General features: G+C 71.9%; 22 protein-coding genes. 15 read left to right on the top strand and 7 right to left on the bottom strand.

Annotation, left to right across the window (positions count from 1 at the left end):
• The first annotated feature begins 332 nt into the window (after positions 1-332).
• On the top strand, positions 333-1,181 hold the full coding sequence (locus OG594_RS40955) for a DUF4253 domain-containing protein (protein ID WP_266607459.1): 849 nt from the start codon (positions 333-335) through the stop codon (positions 1,179-1,181).
• 66 nt (positions 1,182-1,247) lie between these two features.
• Here the strand turns inward: OG594_RS40955 and OG594_RS40950 are convergent, their stop codons facing one another.
• On the bottom strand, positions 1,248-2,150 hold the full coding sequence (locus tag OG594_RS40950; protein WP_266607458.1) for a LysR family transcriptional regulator: 903 nt from the start codon (positions 2,148-2,150) through the stop codon (positions 1,248-1,250).
• Positions 2,151-2,224: 74 nt separating this feature from the next.
• On the opposite strand from OG594_RS40950, the gene OG594_RS40945 reads away from it, so the two are divergent.
• The gene (locus OG594_RS40945) at positions 2,225-3,202 is read left to right on the top strand and encodes a threonine/serine dehydratase (protein WP_266607457.1); all 978 of its coding nucleotides are present in this window, start codon (positions 2,225-2,227) and stop codon (positions 3,200-3,202) included.
• Positions 3,203-3,297: 95 nt separating this feature from the next.
• On the top strand, positions 3,298-4,392 hold the full coding sequence (locus OG594_RS40940) for a polyprenyl synthetase family protein (RefSeq protein ID WP_266607456.1): 1,095 nt from the start codon (positions 3,298-3,300) through the stop codon (positions 4,390-4,392).
• Positions 4,393-4,458: 66 nt separating this feature from the next.
• On the opposite strand, the gene OG594_RS40935 is transcribed toward OG594_RS40940, so the two are convergent.
• A complete protein-coding gene (locus OG594_RS40935) occupies positions 4,459-5,142 on the bottom strand; it encodes a DUF4386 domain-containing protein (protein ID WP_266607455.1) in 684 nt (227 codons plus the stop codon).
• Between the two features lie 138 nt (positions 5,143-5,280).
• Between OG594_RS40935 and OG594_RS40930 the strand changes: the two genes are divergently transcribed.
• Positions 5,281-5,979 carry a TetR/AcrR family transcriptional regulator C-terminal domain-containing protein gene (locus OG594_RS40930; protein ID WP_266607454.1) on the top strand — a complete coding sequence of 233 codons (699 nt, stop codon included), beginning with the start codon at positions 5,281-5,283 and terminating at the stop codon, positions 5,977-5,979.
• 79 nt (positions 5,980-6,058) lie between these two features.
• Here OG594_RS40930 and OG594_RS40925 read toward each other — a convergent pair whose 3' ends face one another.
• On the bottom strand, positions 6,059-6,502 hold the full coding sequence (locus OG594_RS40925) for a MarR family winged helix-turn-helix transcriptional regulator (protein WP_266607453.1): 444 nt from the start codon (positions 6,500-6,502) through the stop codon (positions 6,059-6,061).
• Positions 6,503-6,662: 160 nt separating this feature from the next.
• On the opposite strand from OG594_RS40925, the gene OG594_RS40920 reads away from it, so the two are divergent.
• A complete protein-coding gene (locus OG594_RS40920; protein WP_266607452.1) occupies positions 6,663-8,282 on the top strand; it encodes an MFS transporter in 1,620 nt (539 codons plus the stop codon).
• A gap of 155 nt (positions 8,283-8,437) precedes the next feature.
• Positions 8,438-8,650: a hypothetical protein gene (locus OG594_RS40915; protein WP_266607451.1), complete on the top strand. Its 213-nt coding sequence runs from the start codon at positions 8,438-8,440 to the stop codon at positions 8,648-8,650.
• 72 nt (positions 8,651-8,722) lie between these two features.
• Here OG594_RS40915 and OG594_RS40910 read toward each other — a convergent pair whose 3' ends face one another.
• Complete coding sequence (locus tag OG594_RS40910) at positions 8,723-9,037, bottom strand: NIPSNAP family protein (protein ID WP_266607450.1); 315 nt, start codon at positions 9,035-9,037, stop codon at positions 8,723-8,725.
• Between the two features lie 126 nt (positions 9,038-9,163).
• Between OG594_RS40910 and OG594_RS40905 the strand changes: the two genes are divergently transcribed.
• The 3 genes from OG594_RS40905 (at position 9,164) to OG594_RS40895 (ending at position 12,185) form a co-directional block, all read left to right on the top strand.
• Positions 9,164-10,435 (top strand): TerD family protein, encoded by a 1,272-nt coding sequence (locus tag OG594_RS40905; protein ID WP_266607449.1) that lies wholly within the window; start codon positions 9,164-9,166, stop codon positions 10,433-10,435.
• Positions 10,436-10,620: 185 nt separating this feature from the next.
• Positions 10,621-11,028, top strand: coding sequence for a YciI family protein (locus tag OG594_RS40900; protein WP_266607448.1), 408 nt, complete (start codon positions 10,621-10,623; stop codon positions 11,026-11,028).
• Positions 11,029-11,036: 8 nt separating this feature from the next.
• Entirely contained in the window at positions 11,037-12,185 is a 1,149-nt protein-coding gene (locus OG594_RS40895; protein ID WP_266608824.1) for an RNA polymerase sigma factor, read from the top strand.
• A 247-nt stretch (positions 12,186-12,432) separates the two neighbouring features.
• Here OG594_RS40895 and OG594_RS40890 read toward each other — a convergent pair whose 3' ends face one another.
• The 3 genes from OG594_RS40890 to OG594_RS40880 all read right to left on the bottom strand — a co-directional run bounded on the left by OG594_RS40890 (position 12,433) and on the right by OG594_RS40880 (position 14,861).
• Positions 12,433-13,281: an alpha/beta fold hydrolase gene (locus OG594_RS40890; RefSeq protein WP_266607447.1), complete on the bottom strand. Its 849-nt coding sequence runs from the start codon at positions 13,279-13,281 to the stop codon at positions 12,433-12,435.
• Positions 13,281-13,718: a DUF2809 domain-containing protein gene (locus OG594_RS40885; protein ID WP_266607446.1), complete on the bottom strand. Its 438-nt coding sequence runs from the start codon at positions 13,716-13,718 to the stop codon at positions 13,281-13,283. The genes OG594_RS40890 and OG594_RS40885 overlap by 1 nt, the downstream gene beginning before the upstream one ends.
• Positions 13,719-13,796: 78 nt before the next feature.
• Positions 13,797-14,861: an alkene reductase gene (locus OG594_RS40880; RefSeq protein ID WP_266607445.1), complete on the bottom strand. Its 1,065-nt coding sequence runs from the start codon at positions 14,859-14,861 to the stop codon at positions 13,797-13,799.
• A gap of 143 nt (positions 14,862-15,004) precedes the next feature.
• Between OG594_RS40880 and OG594_RS40875 the strand changes: the two genes are divergently transcribed.
• The 6 genes from OG594_RS40875 to OG594_RS40850 all read left to right on the top strand — a co-directional run bounded on the left by OG594_RS40875 (position 15,005) and on the right by OG594_RS40850 (position 23,147).
• The gene (locus OG594_RS40875) at positions 15,005-15,538 is read left to right on the top strand and encodes a MarR family winged helix-turn-helix transcriptional regulator (protein ID WP_266607444.1); all 534 of its coding nucleotides are present in this window, start codon (positions 15,005-15,007) and stop codon (positions 15,536-15,538) included.
• A 215-nt stretch (positions 15,539-15,753) separates the two neighbouring features.
• Positions 15,754-17,517 (top strand): glycoside hydrolase family 15 protein, encoded by a 1,764-nt coding sequence (locus tag OG594_RS40870; protein WP_266607443.1) that lies wholly within the window; start codon positions 15,754-15,756, stop codon positions 17,515-17,517.
• A gap of 33 nt (positions 17,518-17,550) precedes the next feature.
• On the top strand, positions 17,551-18,936 hold the full coding sequence (locus OG594_RS40865; RefSeq protein ID WP_266607442.1) for an MFS transporter: 1,386 nt from the start codon (positions 17,551-17,553) through the stop codon (positions 18,934-18,936).
• Positions 18,937-19,033: 97 nt separating this feature from the next.
• Entirely contained in the window at positions 19,034-19,351 is a 318-nt protein-coding gene (locus OG594_RS40860; protein WP_266607441.1) for a three-helix bundle dimerization domain-containing protein, read from the top strand.
• A gap of 31 nt (positions 19,352-19,382) precedes the next feature.
• On the top strand, positions 19,383-20,342 hold the full coding sequence (locus tag OG594_RS40855; protein ID WP_266607440.1) for a polyphosphate kinase 2 family protein: 960 nt from the start codon (positions 19,383-19,385) through the stop codon (positions 20,340-20,342).
• 63 nt (positions 20,343-20,405) lie between these two features.
• Entirely contained in the window at positions 20,406-23,147 is a 2,742-nt protein-coding gene (locus tag OG594_RS40850; RefSeq protein ID WP_266607439.1) for an HAD-IC family P-type ATPase, read from the top strand.
• Positions 23,148-23,153 lie beyond the last annotated feature (6 nt).

Raw genomic sequence — 23,153 nt, 5'->3', positions numbered from 1 at the left:
ACATTCAACTGCCGGCGCACCGTGTCTACCAGCGATTTTCCGTTGCGCTCCACGCCGGGCGCTGGCACTCGTCCAGGTCGGCGCCGGGCATCCCGTGGAACGGGGCGAGTGCTTGGCCGTCGTCGTCGATGCTCACGGCCTTGTACAGGTCGTCCAGCTCGCTGGTGCAACAGTTCTCCCACCTCGGTTTCCGTAGCCACGGGGTGAGGCTCGCAGGCCGCGTCGGTCCGGGCCACTGGGATACGTCCCGCGGGAGGCCCACTTCGTCGACGTCCGGGCGCGGCCTGGCTGCAACTGAGGCGCTGTCAGTGGGGGCCGATACCTTCACCCGCATGACGACGCGTTCCACACCGCTGACGGTGCTGTTGACCGACCCAACGGGCGAAACGTTGGGCCTCGGCCTGCCCCCGGGCTCGCTGGTGACCGAGACCCACGACGGCCCTTGGCGTGAGCCGCTGCTCTGGGTGGCCGACGGGACCGCAGTGCCCGGCGCCTGGGCCCGGTACCGGTCCCGGTCCCGGTCAGTCCGGGATGCAGATGCCCTGGGGCTCCAGCCCGTCCTCCTTCAGGACGCATCGGGCTGTGCGGAGTGGTGGGGCGGTGAGCTGGATCCCGGCATGATGTCGGCCCCCGGCGATCACCGTGCCGAGGACGTTCTCCAGGCCCTGTGGGAGTCGGCGGTATCGGAAACCGAGGAGAACGAAGACGAAGAGGACTCCGGCGAGGCCATCGCCCCGTTCACCGGTCCCTGGCCCGGGCTCGCGCCGGTGGGAGGGGCGCCGGCAGATCCGGAGACGACCGCCGGGAACGTCGCCGATGCCTTGATCGGGCCCTGGCTCGAAAGCCCCCGGCTCGCGCTGGTCCCGGCGGGCCGGCCTGCGGACATCCCTGCGGCGATCGGCTGGTCGGGGCCGGTCAACCACGTCAACGACGTGGCGCGGCTGTGTGCCGTTCTTCGTTCCTGGGAGGACCGCTTCGGAGCCCGGGTGGTCGCTCTGTCGTACGCGCGGCTGGACCTGTCCGTGGCGGCTCCACCGCAGTCACCGGACGAGGCCCTCGCGGTCGCCGCGGAACACTTCGCTTTCTGCCCGGACAACGTCTGGCAGGGGTACGAGAGCATCCGGTGCTACGCGGAGCAGGCGCTGCTGGGCAACGCTCACTGGACGTTCTGGTGGGACTGAGGCCGCCTGCCAAGGGTCCTCGCAGCGGCTGAGGACCGCCCGGCCCGGCACGGGCGGGTCCTGCCGTCAGGGCCAGGGCACCGGCTGGAGGGCGGTCTCCTCGAGGACCTTCAGGAAGGCTTCGACCGGGGCCGGGAGCGGTGGTGCGCCGTAGACGACGGCGTCGACGAAGCGGTGGTCGTCCGGTAGGCGGTCGATCCGCACGCCGGGGTGGAGATGAGCGCGCAGGGCGAGGCCGGGCAGCGTACTGACGCCGAGGCCGGCGGCCACGAGTGCCTGGGCTGCGACGTAGTCGTCGGTCTCGAAGGCGATCGTAGGAGCGAAGCCGCGTTTCCCGCACACTGACAGCAGGTGCGTACGGCACCGCTCGCAGCCGGCGATCCACCGTTGTCCGCGGTAGGTGTCGAGCTCGGTGCGGGGACCCGGCCAGGATGCGCCGGCCCGGCTGACGACGTAGAGCGGCTCGTGCAGGATCGGTGTCACGGTGTGGCCCTCGCGGCCACCGGGCGGACCGTCACCGTGGTGGAAGGTGAAGGCGACATCGGCCTCGCCGCGCCGTAGGGCCGCCAGCGCTTCGGGAGGCTCCGCTTCCGTCAGTGCCAGCTCGATGTCCGGGTGTGCGACGCCGAAGGCGGCGGCCACCGGGGGTACGAGCGTGGCGAGCGCCGAGGGGAACGCGGCGAGGCGGACCCGTCCGGCGCTGAGTCCGGCGTGGGCGGCGAGTTCGGTCCGGGCCGAATCGATCCGGCCGAGGATCTCCTCCGCGCGATCGGCGAGCAGCCGGCCGGCCTCGGTCAGCCGGATGCCACGACCTGCCCGCTGAACGAGCGGCACGCCGGCTTCGGCTTCGAGCCTGGCGAGGTGGTGGCTGACGGACGGCTGCGCGTAGTGCAGCGCCGCGGCCGCAGCCGTCACCGAACCCTCGCGCGCGATGGCGGCGAACACCCGGAGTCGGTTCTCGTCGAACATTCATCGATGATATCGATGAATGCATCGGAAACTGACATTTGTCCTATGGATTGCCTGCTGCGCAGCATGAGGGCATGCACACTCCCACGATCTCCGACGTCCTTCGTGCGCATCGTCTGCAGCGCCCGCACCTGTCCCCGACCCCTCTGCTCTCCTATCCCGCCCTCGACTCCACCGTCGGCGCCGGGATCCGCGTTCTGGTCAAACACGAGAACCTGCAGCCGACCGGCGCCCTCAAGGTCCGCGGAGGCGTCACCCTGCTGGCCGCGATGGACCCCGCCGGGCGTGCGCGGGGCGTCCTCTCGTACTCCACCGGCAACCACGCGCAGTCCCTCGCCCATGCCGCGGCGCTCTTCCACGTCCCCTGCACGATCGTCATGCCGAAGGACCCGAACCCCCTGAAGGCCGAAGCCGTGCGGCGCCTCGGCGCCGAACTGGTCGAACACGGCGCGGACTTCGAGGAGGCCCGCCGCCACGCCGAGGAGCTCGCCCCCCGGCGCGGGATGCGCTTGGTCAGCGCGGCGAACGAGCCGGCTCTGATCGCGGGCGTGGCCACCACGTTCCTGGAGGTCTTCGAACAGGAACCGGACCTCGACGCGGTCATCGTGCCGGTCGGTGGCGGCAGTGGCGCCGCCGCCGCTTGCCTGGTGGCGGCGGCGGTCAGCCCGCGCTGCCGCGTCATCGCGGTGCAGTCCCGCCGCTCGCCGGCCGCGCACGACTCCTGGCGCTCGGGCCGCTGCGTCGAGCGTCCGAACACCACGACGGCGGAGGGCCTGGCCACCGGGTCGGGCTTCGAGCTGACGCAGCGCCTGCTCCGGGAGCACCTCGCGGACTTCCAGCTGGTCGGCGACGACGACATCCGGTGGGCCCAGTGGCTGCTCATGCGCGATGCCCGAACGGTGGCCGAGGGGGCTGCCGCCGCACCGCTGGCGGCGCTCCTCGCCGCGCGCGACGGCCTCGCCGGACAGCGGGTGGCGATCATGTGCACGGGCGGAAACGCCGGCGAAGCCGAGCTGCGGGCCTGTCTCTCTGCCGTGCCCTCGGGCGGATGAACCCGTTCGGGGGCTCCCGCCGAGCGGAGGCAGGCACTCCCCCGACGTGCTGGACCGGATCCGGGCGGCCGGGGCCGTGATCGATACTGATCTTCATGCACGTCAACGTCACGGCCACCACCCTGGAACGCGTCGCCGGTCACCGGATCCGCTTCGACGCCCGGTTCGAGCAGTACTTCGACAGCCTCGGCGAGCGTTTCGACGTCCCGGTGCCCAGCCGGTACGTCCCCCGCTGCCTGGAGCTCCTACGGGAGTTCTCGATGCGCGGCGGCAAGCGGCTGCGGGTCGTCCTGCTGTACGAGGCGGCCCGGCTGGTCACCGCCGACGAGGTACCGGGGCTCGCCGAGGCCGCGCTGAGCATCGAACTGCTCCAGACGCACGGGCTCGTCCACGACGACATCATCGACGACGCGCCCCTGCGGCGCGGCGGCCCCTCGACGTACTACGCGTACCGCCGGGAGTTCCCCGGCCAGGACGCCACCGCCCTCGGGCTCGCGATGCTCGCCGGGGACCTCGCCGCGTTCCTGTCCACCCAGGTGCTGCTGGAAGCCGAGGTTCCCGCCGAGCTCCGCCAGGCCCTGCTCGGCGTGCACACCCGTACCGCGGCCGAGACCGTGGCCGGGCAGATCGCCGACCTGGAGCGGGACTCCCACACCTTGCCCGACGAGGAGTTCCTGCACACCGTCACCGACTTCAAGAGCGCGCGGTACTCGATCCTGGCGCCGCTGACGATGGGCCTGCTGGCCGCGGGCGGGGACCCGGCGCCGCACCGCGCCCGACTGCACCGCTACTCCCGGCTGGTGGGCGTCTCCGAGCAGATGCGCGATGACTTCCTCGACTTCTTCGGCCCGTCCGGCGACGACCCGGCGGCCGAGGTGAAGTCCACCGGGGCCGACATCCGCTCGGGCCGCCGCACCTACGCCGTCCGTGCGGTCCTGGCCGCGGCGACCGGGGCCGACGCAGCCCTCGTCGAAGCCGCGCTCGGCGATCCCGGCTGCCCGGACGAAACCCTCGGCCGGATCAGGGAGATCGCCCGCGCCGCCGGCGTGGACCGGCGGCTCAAGGCGGAGATCCGGCGGCACGCGGAGGCCGCCGCCGCGGAGGCCGCGTCCTGGGAGCCGTACTGGCGCGCGGAGGCCGTGGAGTTCTTCCGGGGCCTGCCGATGTGGAACGTGGACCGGATGTCCTGAGGGACGACGAAGGACGACGAAGGACGACGAAAACCGACGGGGGCCGACGGGGGCCGACGGGGGCCGTCACTCGGCGTCGGCTCCCGCGTCGAAGCCCTTGCCGAGCAGCCGGACGGCCAGCGTCACCTCCCAGGCGAACACAGGAAGCGCCGCGAGCGAACCCGCCACCGACACCTGTTCGTAGGCCCCGAAGAGCACGGCGGTCGCCGACGCGCAGATCATCGTCCCGCCGACCAGTCCCAGGACGGCGATCGACCGCGGTACGAGCCGCGAGGTGTACATCAGGCCCGCCAGCACCAGGGTGTTGGCCCCGAGGACGAAGTTCGGCCCGAACAGGAACGTCCAGTCATGGAACGCCACCAGGCCCTGGCCGGCCGTGACCAGGGAAGCCCCGTCCGTGCTCGCGGCGCCCTCCGCCTGCCTCCTCAGCGTCACCACCGACAGCACGCTGATGATGCCGACGACGATGACGGCCGCCTCCAGCAGGCGCCCGCAGACGTAGCCGATGGCGGCCCCTTCGTTCCGCCTCCGCAGGACCGGGTACAGCGCGGCCCCCGTACCCGTGACCGCCAGCGCGAGCACGAACTCGCACAGCGCCCCCAGGAACACCCGGGAGTCGGCGCCCGGCCCCAAGACGTAGCCGGTGTCGTGCAGAACGGGGCGGTAGAGCGCGAGGCCGCCGATCGCGGCGACCTCGGTGACGAGGAACAGCACACCCGTGACGATCGCGGTTCTCCTGGTTGAGCCCATGCGGAACAGCCCCTCCCTTATGGGTGTACGGCGTACACCCGACGGTTGGCGCTCACCCTAGGTGTACGCCGTACACTCGTCAAGGCGGTTCGGACGCCGCCCGCACGACCCCGGGAACGGATCGAGGGAGAAGCCCACATGCCCGAGCAGCCGCAGGAACCGCGCCGGACCCCGCTGAGTCGGGACCGGGTGCTGCGCGCCGCCGTAGCCTTCGCCGACGGCGCCGGGATCGAGGCGCTGAGCATGCGCAGACTGGCCCAGGAGCTGGGCGTCGTACCGATGGCGCTCTACAAGCACGTGGCCAACAAGGAAGAGCTCTTGGACGGCATGGTGGAAGTCGTCGTCTCGGGCATCGCGCCCCAAGTCCCCGGATCCGACTGGAAGAGCGCGGTCCGCGGGCGGATCCTCGGGGCGCGCGGCGCCCTCCTCGCGCACACCTGGGCAGCTCAGGTGATCCGGTCGCGCACCAGCCCGACGCCGGCGGTGCTCACGTACCTCGACTCGGTGATCGGAACGTTCCGGGCCGGCGGCTTCTCGACCGACCTCACCCACCACGCGATGCACGCCCTCGGCAGCCGGGTGCTGGGCTTCACCGAGGAGCTGTTCGACGACCCGGCGGGCACCGCGCCGCAGGACGAGCGGGCGCGGGCGGCCGCGTACGGGGCGATGGCCCGGCGGTACCCCCACGTCACCGAACTGGCCCGGGCGGTGGCGCACGACCGGCGGTCGGTCGTCGGCCAGGGGTGCGACGACCAGTTCGAGTTCGAGTTCGCGCTCGACCTCCTCCTGGACGGATTCGAACGGCTCCACGGGCAGGGCTGGAAGTCCACGCCCTGAGCCGACCCACGACCCCCGGCATGACCGGGCCCGCCCCCTTAGGCCGGGACCCGGGGCCGGGACCCGGGCCGGGGCCGGGTCAGTTCCTCCGCACCTCCTGGCAGGCGTTCGACATGGCCGACATCCAGACGAACGCCGCCTCGCACTGCTCCGGCGTCAGCCCCGCCTCCAGTTCGGCCTCGCGCCGCTGGACGGCCGGGAGCGCGTCCTCGTAGCGCGCGTGTCCGAGCTCCGTGAGGCTCAACTGGTGCGTCCTGCGGTCGGTGGCGTGCGGGGCCCGGACGATCAGGCCGTCACGTTCCAGCGCCGCGAGCATCTCGTTGGCGGCCTGACGGGAGCTCCCGACCAAGCGGGCCAGTTGGGCCACCGAGATGCCCGGGGACTCCCCCACGATCATCAGGGTCGCGAACTGCGGCACGGTGAGACCGAATTCCTCCAGCTCCGCCCCGATCGCCGCCCGCATGCTGAGCCAGGCGTGGCGCACCACGAAGCTCAGCACCCGACGGTGACTCTGCTCGCCCATCGGACGACCTCCGGATTCACGATTGACAGGTACTTTACGAGTTTGCCACGATGAGTGAACCGTCAGGTACCTGACGATTCTTGGGCGGCGCGCCACCGTCGCGCGCTCCGGGATGCGCGCCCCCGAAACCCAACTCGTCCCGATGCGGAGGCAGTCACGCATGTCCTCACCCACGTCACCGGCGTCGTCCACCCCACCACCGGACCGTCAGCGGCTCATCCTCGGCGTCCTCGTCTTCGCCCAGCTCCTCATCTGGCTCGACGGCACCATCTTGACCACCGCGTTCGAGACGCTCTCCGACCCCGTGCGGGGGTTAGGGGCCACCCCCGGGGAGCTCCAATGGGCCACCGGCGCCTACACACTGGCCTTTGCCGGCCTGATGTTCACCGGAGGCGCCCTCGGTGACCGGTTCGGCCACCGCAACCTGCTGCTGACGGGCACGGCGCTCTTCGGCGCCGCCTCCGCCCTCGCCGCCTACGCCACCACGCCCGGCCAACTCATCGCCGCCCGCGCCGTGATGGGCGCCGGCGCCGCGCTGCTCGTCCCGGCCACCATGGCGGTGGTCAGCTGGACGTTCGAGCCGGCGCAGCGCCCGGCGGCCTTCGGCACCCTGTCGTCCTTCGCCGGGGTCGGCCTCGCAGCGGGGCCGATCCTCGCCGGAATACTGCTCGCGAGGTTCTGGTGGGGGTCGGTGTTCCTCGTCAACGTGCCCGTCGTCGTCCTCGGCCTCGGCTTCATCGCCCGGTACGTGCCCAACTCCCGCAGCCCGCAGGTCCGCCGCCTGGACCCGGCCGGGCTGTTGCTGTCGACCGGCGGGCTGGGCATCCTCGCGTACGGCTTGATCCGCGCCGGCCAGGACGCCTCCTTCGCCCAGCCGCGGGTCTGGGGATCCACCCTCGTCGGCTTCGCACTGATCGCCGCGTTCGTCGTCGTCGAGCTGCGGATCGCCCACCCCAGTTTCGACCCCCGGCTGCTGGCGCAGCGCCGCTTCGCCGCCGGGAACCTGACCCTGATGACGGTCTTCTTGGCCATGACGGCCGGATCCTTCTACCTCGCCTTCTACGTGCAGGGCGTCCGCCAGTTCTCCGCATTGGACGCCTCGCTCCTCGCGCTCCCGGGAGCCCTCGGGGTGGTCGTCGGCTCCCCGATCGCCGTCCGGCTGGCCCGGCGGACCTCCGTCCGGCTCGTCTCCTCGATCGCGCTGACCGTCGCGGCCGCGGCGATGGGCTCCTTCGCCCTGTTCGGGGCGACCACACCGATCGTCTGGTACGCGGCGGTCGTGCTGGTCCAGGGCACCGCGATCGGCATGGTGATCGCTCCCGTGACGGGCGCGGTCCTGGGCTCCCTGCCGCTGGAGCGGTCCGGCGCGGGCAGCGCGGTCAACAGCACCCTGCGCCAGACCGGCAGCGTGCTGGGCATCGCGGCCGGCGGCACGATCACCTCGATCGTCTACCGGCGTGCGATCGACGGCTCGCTGACCGGCCTCCCCGATCCGGTGCGGGAACCGGCGCGGGTCTCGGCCGAACTCGCCCGGCACGTGGCGGCGGCCACGCACGACACCCGGCTCGCAGCGGCCGCCGACACCGCGTTCCTGCACGCCATGCACGTCGGGGCGCTCTGGACGGCCGGGTTCGCCCTGATCGGCGCGGTCGTGCTGGCCGTCGGATTCCGGCCGGACCGGCCCACGGGGCGAGGGCGGGAGCGGGAGCAGGAGCGGGAGCAAGGACGGGCCCGGGAGGTGGAGCGTGCGGGGAGCGCGGGGAGTTCCACGCCCCCGTGACGCGCAGCCGCACGGCGGACCGGTGCGGCACCGGGCGCGGCATTCGGGTGGCGGACCGCCGTGTCGGGCCGCCCGCTCCGGACCGGTTCGCCATCCTGGGCCGGGCACGGCATCGCGATCGCCGCTGCCTCCCCCACGGCGAGAAGGAGTACGGCATGCCGACGGACGCGGTCGGGCGTTTCCTCGCGGCTCTGGGACCGCAGCAGCAGGAGGCCGTCACCAGCAGACCGCCGCAGGAGCAGGAGCGGCTCGCGGCCGCCTGGGAGCGGGAGTTGGCCTCGGACGACGAGCTCGACACGCTCGACGAACTGTCACCGCCCGCGGCGGAGGCCGAGGCGGCCCGTCGCGTCATGGACCGCGAAGGGTGACCCGACCCCGCGGACCGGGCCGGTCCGGCGCCCGCCCACCCTCCGCCACGCGCGGGCGCCGGACCGGACGTTTCACTGGCCGGGGGTGTCGAGCGGCCGCAGGAAGCGGCGCTCGTACCGCTTGATGCAGCGGGATTCGCGCGCCAGGTCGAAGGCGGCCTGGCACTCGGGGTCGGACATGCTGTCCGTGCGGTACTGCTCGTAGGCGGCGAAGCCGGGGAAGGAGAAGAGGGCGTAGGCGATGTCGCTGTCGCCCTCGCTGGGCAGGAAGTAGCCGTGGTGGGTGCCTCCGAACCGGTTGACCAGCCGGACCCAACGGCGCCCGTACTCCTCGAATTCCGCGAGCTTGTCGACGTCGATCTCGTACTTCAGATGAATGGTGATCACCGTCCCATCATGCCGGGGCCCCACGGCTTCCCCCGGTGCGGAAGCAATCGCCGCCTTCGGGGAGGGGAGCGCACCAATTCCTCGTACGCTGCGGGAGTGGGAGACCTTGAGCGGAAGGGGGACCGCATGTCCATGCGGAAGGGTGCCAACGTACCGGTGCCGAGCGCCACGGTCCGGGTGGAGTTGGGGTGGCGATCGGGTCCCGGAGCGCCCGATGTGGACGTGTCGGCCCTGCTGCTCACGGCAGCGGGCAGGGTGCGGTCGGACGACGACTTCGTGTTCTACAACCAACCCGTGCACCCCAGTGGTGCCGTGCGCCACGAGGGACGGCGCCAGGACGGCACGGGCGTGGTCGAAACGATCGGGGTGACGCTGTCCGGGGTGGAGGAGGAGATCGGGACCGTGGTGGTCGCGGCTTCCACCGACGGCACGTTCGGCCGGGTCTCCGGCCTCTTCGTACGCGTGCTGGACGCGCGGAGCGGCGCCGAGACGGCCCGGTTCGACGCCACGGATGCCACGACGGAGACCGCGTTCGTGCTCGGGGAGCTGTACCGGCGGGCCGGCGCGTGGAAGTTCCGGGCGGTGGGCCAGGGGTACGCCTCCGGGCTGGCCGGACTCGCCACCGACTTCGGGATCACGGTCGACGATCCCGCACCGGCCCCGGCCCCGGCCCCGGCCGCGGCCCCGTCCCCGGCCCCATCTCAGCCCGTACCGGTACCGGTGCAGCGGGCGGTGGATCCTCCCGCGCCCGCCCGTCCGGTACGGCTGTCGAAGATCACCTTGACGAAGGCGGCCCCCGCGGTGTCGCTGACCAAGCAGGGGGCCACCTCTGGGGGCATGCGGGTCAATCTCACGTGGAGCGCCGCCGCGCCGCCGCGCGGCTGGATGCGAAAGGGGCAGGACGCCGTCCGGCTGGAGGACGTCGATCTCGACCTCTCCTGCCTGTGGGAGCTGCGGAACGGCACCAAGGGCATCGTCCACCCCATCGACAACCAGTTCGGCTCCTTCCACCAGCCGCCGTACGTCCAGCTGGACCACGACGACCGGACCGGGGCGAGCGAGGCCGGCGAGAACCTCATGATCAACCTCGATCACTCGGCCGAGATCGAGCGCCTCCTGGTGTTCGTGGTCATCTACACCGGGGCCACCAGCTTCGCGGGGCTCCAAGGGGTCGCCACGCTCCATCCGCCGGTCGGTCCGCCGATCGAAGTGCGCCTGGACGAATGCACCGTCCCGTCGCCGGTGGCCGCGATCGCACTGATCGAGAACGTGGGCGGGGAGCTGATCGTCCGGCGGGAGGCCAAGTACCTCCTGCCGGCGCCCGGCGTCTTCAAGCAGCAGGCGGCGGACATCGAGTACGGCTGGGGCATGAGCTGGCAGTCGGCGAGCAAGGACTGACGCGCCGAACCGCGTCCTATGCGGGGGATCGCCTTCACGTTCGTGCGGGTCCGTACCGGCGCCCGCACGGGCTCGTCCACACGTGTCAAAAGAACGTCGGACGGGATGTCGAGAAGACGTGGCCGGCTCCGTCCCAGGGGTGAACGCGACCACAATGGGTCGCACCAGCACCGAGGAGAACCACCATGGCCAAGTACCTCCTGCTCAAGCACTACCGCGGCGCTCCGGCGGCGGTCAACGACGTGCCCATGGACCGGTGGACGCCCGAGGAGATCTCGGCGCACATCCAGTACATGAACGACTTCGCGGCCCGGCTCGAAGGGACCGGCGAGTTCGTCGACGGTCAGGCGCTCGCCCCCGAGGGGACCTTCGTCCGGTACGACGGGGAGGGCCGCCCCCCGGTCACCGACGGCCCGTTCGCGGAGACCAAGGACCTGATCGCCGGCTGGATGGTGATCGACGTCGACAGTTACGAGCGCGCCCTCGAGCTGGCCGGAGAGCTGTCGGCCGCTCCCGGGGCGGGCGGGAAGCCGATCCACGAGTGGCTCGAACTGCGTCCGTTCCTGGGCGCGCATCCCACCATCACGGAATGACCCCACCGATGGACGAGGCCCTGCTCAGGAGCCTCACCCCGAGCGTGCTCGGGATCCTCGTCCGCCGCGGAGCCGACTTCGCGGCGGCCGAGGACGCCGTCCAGGAAGCGCTGGTCGAGGCGGTCCGGACCTGGCCCGCCGACCCTCCGCGGGACCCGAAGGGCTGGCTGGTCACCGTGGCCTGGCGGCGGTTCCTCGACGCGACCCGGGCGGACACCGCACGCCGCCGGCGCGAGGACCTCGTGGACGAGGAGCCGCCGCCCGGGCCGGCGCCCGCGGTGGACGACACGCTCCAGTTGTACTTCCTGTGCGCCCACCCGTCGCTGACGCCGTCGTCCGCGGTGGCGCTCACGCTGCGCGCCGTCGGCGGGCTCACCACCCGCCAGATCGCCCGGGCCTACCTGGTGCCCGAGGCGACCATGGCGCAGCGCATCAGCAGGGCCAAGCGCACCGTCTCCGGCGCACGGTTCGAGCGTCCCGGCGACGTCGCCACCGTGCTGCGCGTCCTCTACCTGGTCTTCAACGAGGGCTACTCCGGCGACGTCGACCTCGCTGCCGAGGCCATCCGGCTCACCCGGCAGCTCGCGGCCCGGGTCGACCACCCCGAGGTCGCCGGGCTGCTCGCGCTCATGCTGATCCACCACGCCCGGCGCGCCTCCCGGACCGCGCCCGACGGCGGTCTGGTGCCGCTCGCCGAGCAGGACCGCGGCCGGTGGGACACCGGGGCGATCGCCGAGGGCGTGCGGATCCTGCAGGGGGCCCTCGCCCGCGACCGACTGGGCGAGTTCCAGGCCCAGGCGGCCATCGCGGCGCTCCACGCCGACGCGCCCGCCGCCGAGCAGACCGACTGGGTGCAGATCGTGGAGTGGTACGACGAGCTCCTGCTCCTGACCGACAGCCCGGTCGTGCGGCTCAACCGCGCGGTGGCCGTCGGTGAGGCCGACGGGCCGCGCGCCGGACTGGCGGCGCTCGCGGCGCTGGACGACGCGCTGCCCCGCTACAGCGCGGTGGCGGCGTACCTCCACGAGCGCGACGGCGACGTGGTGGTGGCGGCGCGGCTGTACGCCGAGGCGGCCCGGAAGGCGCCCGACCTCGCCGAGCGCGATCACCTGACGCGCCAGGCCGCCCGGCTGAACCGCGCTCACCGGTCCCGCTGAATGGAGTGCGTCAAAGGGCGGCGGAGTTCCGGTACCGGGCCGAGCGGCACGGGCAAGCTGGAGGTGGGCGGGATCCCTCTAGGCCGGGGGCCGGCGCGGCCCTGGACACGTCCGGCCTGGCTCACCGCGGTTGAGCGCCCGGCCCGCGCTGCGCGTCAGGACGGCATCAAGAGCTCCGCTGCGCCCTACGAGGCCGCCGACACCGCCGGGAGCGCACCGCTGACGGCCTGCCCGGCCGGAGCCGGGCTCACCACGTCCCGCCGTCGACCAGGGCCGCCAGCCGGTCGGGGGCCTCCTCCACCACGAGGTGTCCGGCCCCCGGCAGTACCCGCAGTGCGACGCCCAGCGTGCGGGTCACTGCCGGGCCGAGCCGCTCCGGCGGGAGGAACACGTCGTGCTCCCCGGTGAAGACCGTGCGCGGCACCGGCCTCGCCGGCAGCTCCGCCGTGCCGGGCGCCCCGCTGGAGCGGGCGTGCCGGGCCACCAGCGTCATCCACTCCACCAGCCGCTCGCCGGGCTCGTGGTCGGGGGCGAGCATGGCCCGCAGGAGCCTGGCGCTGCTCCTGGGAGCGGGCCGCAGGAACCATGCGGCGGAGGCGGCCAGCAGGCCGGGGGGCAGGCGCAGCCGGGTGAGGCCGCCGGGAGAGACGAGGACGAGGCGTTCGATGTGCCTGGACGCGCTCGACAGGGCGATGGCGGCGCCGAAGGAGTGACCCAGCACCACCACGGGGCCGGGCGAGGTCTTGTCGATCACCTCGTCCAGCCATGCGCCGTACCAGGTCAACCGGCCCCCGCTGAGGTTGCGGTCACCGGAGCTGAGTCCGGGCTGTCCTGGTACGTCCGGCAGCGACACCCGGTGGCCGGCGGCGACGAGGGCGGTGGCCAGGGGCAGCGAGGCGGCCGCATTGAAGTTGGTCCCCGGGACGAACACGACCGCGGTGCCGCCGGTACCGGCGGACACGACGTGGGTCCGCGCTCCGCCCGCATCCACCACGGTCCGCTCGTGCGGCACGTCCCACCCGTCGAGTCGTTCGCCGCACCAGCGCCGGATGAGTTCCCGGCCCGCCGCGCTGCGGTAGATCGTGTTCGACGCCATCAGAGCGGCCTCCGACCGGCCGGTTCGGACGGGGCGAGCGCGCGGTGGAGGAGCCAGCCCACCGCCGCGCCGACCACGTACCAGAACAGGTCGGGTGCGTTGAAGGTGGAACCGAGGACCAGGCGGGCCACGGTGCTGTGCCGGGAGAGCTCCGCGGGTACGGCGGTCAGCTGGAGGAACTCGACGGCCCAACTGGCGGCCAGCGCCGTCCCCGCCGCCCGCAGGGGCGTCAGCCGGGGCGCGATCAGCACGACGAGGGTCAGCAGCAGGACGGTGTAGAGGGCGTCTCCCCCGTACTTCGCCGTGCTCCCCGTCGCGACGGCCCGCAGCCCCAACCCCGCACCCACGGTCAGCACCGCGGCCCCGGCCGCCGCCAGTCGGGTCCGTCGGAGGTCGGGGGCTGCGGCGCCGTCACGGCATCGGAATGGGGAAGTCACGGGGTCATACTGCCGGAGCCCCCCGGACCGGCCCGCACCCGGCCGGGCAGGTCGGGGCAGGGCAGGGCAGGTCGGGGCCTAGCGGGTCGGGTAGTCCGTGTAGCCCCGTGCGTCGCCCCCGAAGAAGGTGGCGGGGTCAGGGGTGTTGTACGGGCCTTCGGTGCGCAGGCGGTCCGGCAGGTCCGGGTTGGCCAGGAAGAGGGCTCCGAAGGCGAGGAGGTCGGCGACGCCGTCCTCGATCAGCGAGAGGGCGCGGTGGTCGGTGGGGCCCTCGGTCGCCGGGTTCAGCACGAGCGGTCCGGAGAACTGCTTGCGCAGGGCGAGGGTGGCCTCCCGCGCCTCGGGGGCGTGCTCCAGGACGTGGAGGTAGGCCAGGCCGAGTCCGTCGAGCTCCTTGACCAGGGCCTCGTAAGCGGGCTGCGGGTCGGGCTCGGAGATGTCGTTGTACGTGTTGCCGGGCGAGACGCGCAGTGCTGTGCGCTCGGGGCCGATCGCGGCGGCCACCGCCTTGACCGCCTCCACGGCGAAGCGGATCCGGTTCTCCACCGGCCCGCCCCACTCGTCGGTGCGCAGGTTCGAGCCGGGGGCGAGGAACTGGTGGATCAGGTATCCGTTGGCCCCGTGCAGCTCCACTCCGTCGAAGCCCGCATCGACCGCGTTGCGGGCGGCCTGCGCGTAGTCGGCGATGGTCTGCCGCACCTCCGCACCGGTCAGCTCGTGCGGGGTGACGAAGTCCTTCATGCCGTCGCCGGTGAAGAGCTGTCCCCGGGCGGCCACCGCCGACGGGGCCACCGGGACGAGACCGTCGGGCAGCAGCGTCGGGTGGCCGATGCGGCCGGAGTGCATCAGCTGGGCGAAGATCCGGCCGCCCGCCGCGTGCACGGAGGCGGTGACCTCGCGCCAGGCCGCGACCTGCTCGGCATCGTGCAGGCCGGGGGTGAAGGGGTAGCCCTGTCCGACGACGGAGGGCTGGATCCCTTCGGTGATGATCAGACCGGCGGATGCGCGCTGGGTGTAGTACTCGGCCACGAGGTCGGTCGCGATGCCGCCCTGACCTGCGCGGCTGCGGGTCATCGGGGCGAGGGCGATCCGGTTCGCAAGGGTGGCGCCGGCTACGTGTACCGGTTCGAATGCGCTGGTCATATCTGCCTCACAAGAATAGTTGGTCGGCCAATGATTGGCTGCGAGATGCAGCGTACCCCATTGCTTGGCCGGCCAAGGTAAAATGGGGGCGGCCGGTAGGATCCCTCCGGAGACCTACCGGACCGACCAGGAGGAGCACGTCCATGACCGCGGAATCCGTACAGGAGCCGCGCTCCGCCACGCACTGCGCAGCGGTGCCGAGTGCGGTGCTGGACGGGCCGGTGAGCCATGCGATCAGCCGGGTCTCGCGGCTCCACCGGATCGCGGCGGGCCGGGTCCTGCGGGACCTGGGGCTGCACCCGGGGCAAGAGTTCCTGATGATGCACCTCTGGGACAGCGGGGCCGTGCGCCAGTCCGAGCTGATCAAGGCGGTCGGCCTCGACCCCTCGACGGTGACCAAGATGCTCCAGCGCCTGGAGCTCTCCGGCCACGTGCGGCGCCGCCCGGACCCCGCGGACCGGCGGGCCTCCCTGGTCGAGGCGACGGAGGCCAGTTGCGGACTCCTGGTCGAGGTCCGCAGGGCATGGGGCGAACTGGAACGCCAGACCCTGGACGGCCTGGACACCTCCGAACGCACCGAACTGGCCCGTCTCTTGGGCAAGGTCGAAGCCACCTTGTGCACGGAGCTCGCCCGCAGCTTCGGTGCGGAGTGCGACGCCACCGACAAGGCAGAGTGATCGACTCGGTTCGTCGGGAACGGGCCGGCGGGATGCCGGCGCGCGGCGCCGCCCCAATGGAGCGGCTCGCCGCGCGCTGAGCCCCGTCCCGGCGGAACGCGGCCGCCCCTTGCCGCCCCGCGCCCGGCTCCGGCATGCGCCGGACCCGGGCGCGGGGCACGCTGGAGCGGGGGACCGGCTCGGGAGGCACCGCACCGTCAGGCCGAGGAGGGCACATGACCGGCTACCCGCCCATCGCCGACCACGGCATGGTGGGCGATCTGCAGACGGCGGCCCTGGTGGCGGCCGACGGCACGATCGACTGGTGGTGCACCCCGCGCTTCGACTCCCCCAGCGTCTTCGCCTCGATCCTGGACCGTGAACGCGGCGGCGACTGCCGGTTCTCCGCGGACCTCCGGGGCGAGAGCGGAGCGACGATCCGGCAGTTGTACCTCTCGGGCACGGCCGTCCTGGTCAACCGGTACCTCGCCCCCGGCGGCGTGGGCGAGGTGGCCGACTTCATGGTTCCCGTCGAGGGCACCGCGCCCACCACCCGGCACCGGCTGGTCCGGGTCGCCCGCGTGGTCCGGGGCAGCCTGCCGTTCACCTTCAGCTGCCGGCCGCGCTTCGACTACGGGCGCGCCCCGCACGCCCTGGACCGGACCGACGACCACGCTGCGGTCCTGCGCGGCCCCGGAACGGACCTCCACGTGCAGGTCACCGCGCCCGCCGTGCTGCACGCCGACGGCGATGACCTCACGGCCGACTTCACCCTCGCCGCCGGCGAGGTGGCAGCGGTGGTGCTGACGAGCGTCGCGAGCGGCGAACCCGCCCCCGCCTCGCCGTCCGTGGACGGCGTCACCGCCGAACTGGAAGCCTGCCGCGCGTTCTGGCTGTCGTGGCTGCGCTCCTCCACGTACCGGGGCCGCTGGTACGACATGGTCAACCGATCGGCGATCACGCTCAAACTGCTCACCTACGCCCCGACCGGCGCCCCGATCGCCGCCGCCACCATGGGACTCCCCGAGCAGATCGGCGGCGAGCGCAACTGGGACTACCGCTACACCTGGATCCGCGACGCCTCGCTGTCCGTCCGCGCCCTGACCGACCTGGGCTTCGACGAGGAGGCCGACGCCTTCCGTCACTGGTTGCGCGGCCGGATCGAGGCGGGCCGGACACCCTCGGGAGCCCCGTTGCAGATCATGTACCGGATCGACGGCGATCCCCACCTCACGGAGGAGGTCCTCGACCACCTGGAGGGGTACGCGGGCTCGTCACCCGTCCGCGCCGGCAACGCCGCTGCCGATCAGGTGCAGCTCGACATCTACGGCGAGGCCGCCGATGCCATGGCGCGGGGCCACGACATGGGGGACATCCGCGGCTGGAAGGCGTTCAGCGACGTACTGGACTGGCTCGCCGACCACTGGGACCGGCCCGACGAGGGGATCTGGGAGACCCGTGGGGGTCAGAAGGACTTCACGTACAGCCGCCTGATGACCTGGGTGGCGTTCGACCGCGGCATCCGGTTGGCCGCCGCGCACTCCCGTCCCGCCGACATCGCGCGCTGGACGGAGGTCCGCGACACCGTCTTCCGGCAGATCGTCGAGCGGGGCTGGAGCGAGCAGCGCCAAGCCTTCGTACAGCACTACGACACGGTGGTGCTCGACGCCTCGCTGCTGCTCATGCCGCGGGTCGGCTTCCTCTCGCCGACCGACCCGGCCTGGCTCAGCACGCTGGACGCCATGGACCGCGAGTTGGTGAGCGACAGCCTGGTCTACCGGTACGACCCGGCGGCGTCCCCCGACGGACTGCGCGGCTCCGAGGGCACGTTCAACCTGTGCAGCTTCCTCTACGTGGAGGCCCTGGCCCGTTCCGGCCGGCTGCACCAAGCACGGTACGCCTTCGACAAGATGCTGACGTACGCCAACCACGTCGGGCTGTTCGCGGAGGAGATCGGTCCCTCCGGCGAGCAACTGGGCAACTTCCCGGGTGAGGCGTGACGGCCCGCGGGCCGGCATGCCGAGGTGATACCGATGGCCGCGACACGAACCCCGCAACGACCGTCCGCAGCACAGCGGCGGATCCTCGCGCCACTGGCGCTCGCGCAGTTCATCTGCAGCTTCGCCGGGTCCAACATGAACGTGATGATCAACGACATCAGCGAGGACCTCGACACCACCGTCCAGGGAGTGCAGATCGCCATCACGATCTTCCTCCTGGTCATGGCCGCGCTGATGATCCCCGGCGGCAAACTCACCGACCGCTACGGCCGCAAGCGCTGCCTGCGGGTCGGCCTCGTCGTCTACGGCATCGGCGCGCTGATGAGCGCCGCCGCCCCGGGCCTGGGCGTACTCATCCTCGGGAACTCGATCCTGGAGGGCGTCGGGACGGCCCTGCTCATCCCGCCCGTCTACATCCTGACGACGCTCATCTTCACGAACCTCACCTCACGGGCCCGCGCGTTCGGCGTCATCATGGCGCTGGGAGGCATCGGCGCCGCCGCCGGGCCGCTGATCGGCGGGCTCATCACCTCATGGCTCAGCTGGCGTGCCGCCTTCGTGTTCCAGGCCTTGGTCATCGTCGTGATCATCGTGCTGAGCCGGAACCTCGAAGACCCGCTGCCGCCCGACCCGACGCGCCCCTTCGACACCACCGGAGCGGTCCTGTCGGCCTTCGGTCTCGTCCTCGTCGTCATGGGCATCCTCGCGGCGGACAACAACGTCTGGCTCATGATCGGCCTGCTCGCCGCCGGCGCCCTCGTCCTCCTCTGGTTCTACCTGTCCATACGGGCGAAGGAGCGCGCGGGAAAGGAGCCCCTGCTGTCCACCGCCCTGTTCCGCAACCGGACCTCCAACCTGGGCCTCGTCACGCAGAACGTGCAATGGCTGCTGCTGATGGGCTCCTCGTTCACCATCGCGACCTACCTCCAGGTCGTACGCGGGTACGACGCGATCCAGACCGGAGTCATCTTCACGGCCGCCACCGTCGGCCTGCTCGCGTCGTCGCTCGCCGCCGAACGCCTGGCGAAGCGGCGACCCCAGAGGACCCTGATCATGACGGGCTTCGTCGTCACCGTCGCCGGGATCGTCGTCCTGACGGCGATGGCCGGCGGCTCGCCCGCCCCCTGGGCCCTCGCCCGCGGCCTCCTGCTGATCGGACTGGGACTCGGCGTGATGCTGACCCCCTCGGTCAACGTCGTCCAGTCGAGCTTTCCCGAAGAGCAGCAGGGCGAGATCTCCGGTCTCTCCCGCAGCGTGTCGAACCTCGGTTCCTCGCTCGGCACGGCGGTCGCCGGCACCATCCTCGTCGCCGGCCTGACCAGCGGCGCCTACGCCGCGGCGCTGATCACCTTGGCCGTGATCGGACTGGTGGGACTCGCCGCCGCGGTGCTCCTGCCGGCGAAACCGCCCCCGGCGTAGCCGCTGGAAGGCGATCTTGTCCGGTTTGGCAGAGAATCGCGATGAAGACACGCTCACCCAATGCTTGCGCGGATCGACGGTCCGAAGGTCGTGGGACATGGCACCTGCAACACTCCAGGGCGCGGAACGGACCGAGGCCTCCCCCGCCATGGAAGATCCCGGGGCGCGGACAACGGAACAGTGGTCGCCCACCCCGGAGGAACTCGCGTCCCTCCGGACCACCGTGGCCCGGCTGAAGGCGGCCTACCCCGAGGTCGACGCGGGCACCGTCGAAGCGACGGTCAGGGCCGCGTACGACTCGTTCCGGCAGGCCAGGGTCAGGAAGTACGTCCCGATCCTGGCCGAACGCCGGTCCCGCAAGTCGCTCGCCGCCGCCGTCGGGAGTGCCCCGGACGTGGTGGGGGACGCGCGGTGACCGCCGTGGGCCGGGAAGGGGGCGAGCGCTGATGTCCGACGAGAGGGCCGAACGCATCGCGGACTTCATCGAGCCGCTACGGGTGCGGCCGGGGTCGAAGGTGCGGCTGGAACGGGACTTCGATCCCCGCTACAAGGCCGGCATGAAGAAGCGGGACGGGGCCGAACTGCTGCGGACCGGGGTGTCGCTGCTCGCCGAGTACCAGGAGCGGCTGGCCGCCCAGGACACCTACGGCGTGGTGCTCGCCCTCCAAGCGCTCGACGCCGGGGGCAAGGACGGGACGATCCGCCACGTGATGAGCGGCGTCAACCCCCAGGGCGTACGGGTCAGCAGCTTCAAGGTGCCCTCCTCCGAGGAGCTCGACCACGACTACCTGTGGCGCTACGCCCGGCGGCTGCCCGAACGGGGCGAGATCGCCATCTTCAACCGCTCGCACTACGAGGAGGTCCTCGTCGTGCGCGTCCACCCCGAGGTCCTCCTCCGGCAGAAACTGCCCGAGCACGTGCTCGGGCCGGACATCTGGGACCGGCGCTACCGGGAGATCAACCGCTGGGAGCGCTACCTCACGGACAACGGGTTCAAAGTGGTGAAGATCTTCCTGAACCTGTCCAAGGAGGAGCAGCGCGCCCGCTTCCTGAAGCGGATCGACCTGCCGGAGAAGAACTGGAAGTTCTCCGCCGCCGACGTCCGGGAGCGGCGCCGGTGGGACGACTACCAGCACGCGTTCTCCGAGATGCTGTCGGCCACCAGCACCACGTGGGCGCCGTGGTACGTCGTGCCGGCGGACCGGAAGTGGTTCGCGCGGATCTGCGCGGCGGCGGTCCTCGCGCACACCCTGATGGACATCGATCCGCAGTACCCCGACGTGGGTGAGGAGGCCCGCAAGGACCTCCTCGTCACGAAGCGGAGCCTGGAGCGGGATGCTCCGACCGGCGCCGCGGCCGATCCGTACGCCGCCCGGCACGGCAAGCCGAAGAAGAAGCGTGGCTAGCGGCCCTCGAACGGCGCGCGACCGGCCCGGATGCGTCCGCGGCCCCGGATCGGAGGCACAACCATGACGGTGCGGTCGGATTCCTTGGCGGAACAGCCCCGGGCTGCCGGGGACCGCTGGTACGCGCGCTCCCCCGAGGAGGTCGTGGCGGCGTTCGGTGTCGATCCCGCGGCCGGCCTGTCCGCGGCGCGGGCCGCGGAACTCCTGGCCGTACACGGCCCGAACGCCCTGCCCGAGGAGCAGCGGACCCCGGCCTGGCGGCGCTTCCTCGCCCAGTACCGCAGTTACATGCAGATCGTCCTGGTGGCCGCGGCGATCGTCTCGCTGGTCATCCAGGAGTGGACCACCGCGATCCTGCTGATCGTCCTGACGCTGCTGAACGCGGTCGTGGGCCTGCGCCAGGAGGGCAAGGCCGAGAGCGCCATGAACGCGCTGAAGTCGATGATGAAGGCGACGGCCCGGGTGCGCAGGGACGGCAGGGAGGCCGAGATCCCCGCCGAACAGCTGGTCGACGGTGATGTCGTGCTCATCTCCGCCGGGGACCAGGTGCCGGCGGACGGACGGCTCATCGAGGCCAGCGCCCTACAGATCGACGAGTCGGCGCTGACCGGTGAGAGCGTGCCCGCCGCGAAGGAGACCGGCCCGCTGCGGGGCAGTGGGCTGTCGCCCGGCGACCAGACCAACACGGCGTTCATGAACACCCCGGTCACCCACGGCAGCGGCGTCATGATCGTCACCGCGACCGGCGCGGACACCGAGCTCGGCAAGATCTCCGGAATGCTGTCGGCCACCGAGAAGGAAGTGCCGCCGCTCACCAAGGAACTCGACCGGCTGACCCTGTGGATCACCGGCGCGGCTGGCCTCACCATGATCGTGATGTTCGCCCTGGGGCGCCAGCGGGACCAGGCCTGGGACGTCCTGTTCGTCAGCGCGGTCTCGCTGGCCATCGCGGCCATCCCCGAGGCCCTGCCGACCGTGACCCAGGCGATCCTGTCCGTCGGGAGCCTGAACCTGGCGAAGCGCAGCGCCATCGTCAAGGAACTGCCGTCGGTGGAGACGCTGGCGTTCACCTCGGCGATCAACTCGGACAAGACCGGCACCCTGACGATGAACCAGATGACCGCCGTCGAAGTGCTGAGCCCCACCGACCGGTACACCGTGTCGGGCACGGGGTACGGACTCGAAGGGAAGGTCCACCACGCCGCCGGGTCGGCCGCGGGGATCGAGGACGCGATCCTGCCGTACGTGGTGGCCAGCGACGCCAAGCTGGTGGGCGGTGCGGTGGTGGGCGATCCGACCGAGGGTGCACTGCTGGTGCTCGCGCACAAGGCCGGCCTGGACACCGACGCCACCCGGGACGCCCTCCCCCGGCTCGCCACCCTGCCGTTCGACCCCGAGTACAAGCTGATGGCCACCTTCCACTCGGCGGTCGACGCCTCCGGGCGGCAGGTCGTGCGCTGTTTCGTCAAAGGAGCGGCCCCTGCGGTGATGGCGCGGGCCACCACCGCGCTCGCGGCGGGCGAGAGCGTTCCGTGGGACGCCGATCTGCTCCGCCGCGCCGAGGAGCAGAGCGAGCGGATGGGCGGTGAGGGGCGGCGGGTGATGGCCGCGGCCATGCGCGATCTGGACCCGGACGGCTTCGATCCCGAGGGCGACCTGCTCGCGTACGTCACCGAGCTGCGGATGACCAGTCTCGTCGGCATGGTCGATCCGCCCCGTGAGGAGGCCAAGGCCGCGGTGGCCGACGCGCAGGCCGCGCACATCCGGGTCCGCCTGGTGACCGGTGACGACGTCACCACCGGGGCGGCGATCGCCCGGCAGATCGGGATCCCCGGCGAGGCCGTGCTCGGTTCCGAATTCGCCGCCATGAGCGAGGAGGAGCAGCTCGCCCGCATCGAGGGGATCGGTGTGGTGGGGCGGGTCGCCCCGGAACACAAGGTGCTGCTCGCGAACACGCTGAAGAAGAAGGGCGAGGTCGTGGCGATGACCGGGGACGGCGTCAACGACGCGCCCGCCATCAAGGCCGCCGACATCGGTATCGCCATGGGCAGCGGCACGGACGTGGCCAAGAACGCCGGACGCATGATCCTCTCCGACGACAACTTCGCCACCATCGTCTACGCCGTCGAGCAGGGCCGGACGATCTACGACAACCTCACCAAGTACATCCGGTTCGTACTGCTGCTGCTGGTCACGTTCGTGCTGACGTTCCTCGGGGCCACCGTCTTCAACATCGCCGCCGGTGAGCCGTTCACCCCGCCGCAGGTGCTGTGGATCCACTTCGTCGTCAACGCCTCCTTCGGCTTCGCGCTCGGCTTCGACCGCGAGAGCGCCGGACTCATGCGGCGCCGGCCGCGTCCGCGCGGAGAATCGGTGCTCACCCGTCCCGTGCTGGTGACGGTCTGGCTCGGCGGGCTGGCGATCACCATCCTCCTGCTCGGCCTGATCACGCTCGGCGAGAGCCACTTCGGCGACATCGAGATCGGCCGGTCGATCGCGTTCACGGCGTTCGCCCTCTGCCTGATCGTGGCGGCGTTCGAATGCCGCAGCGAGACGGATTCCGTGCTGACGACCTCCACCTTCGACAGCAAGCAGATGAACTGGGTCGCCCTGGCCCAGTTCGTGCTCTCCGTGCTGGTGACCCAGATGGACGGCTTCCAGCGGGTCCTCGGGACGACCGACATCGACGCGCGGCAGTTCGGCTGGGCGCTGCTGGCCGCCGTCGTACTCCTGGTCGTTTGGGAGCTGGGCAAGCTGGTGGCCCGCCGGTCGACCGCGTCGAGGGCCGCGTCGAGGGCCGCGTGAGGAAGG

The organism is Streptomyces sp. NBC_01214, assembly GCF_026340975.1.
Lineage (GTDB): Bacteria > Actinomycetota > Actinomycetes > Streptomycetales > Streptomycetaceae > Streptomyces.
Note: the sequence above shows the minus strand (reverse complement) of the source record. Positions and strands in the feature narration are given on the sequence as shown.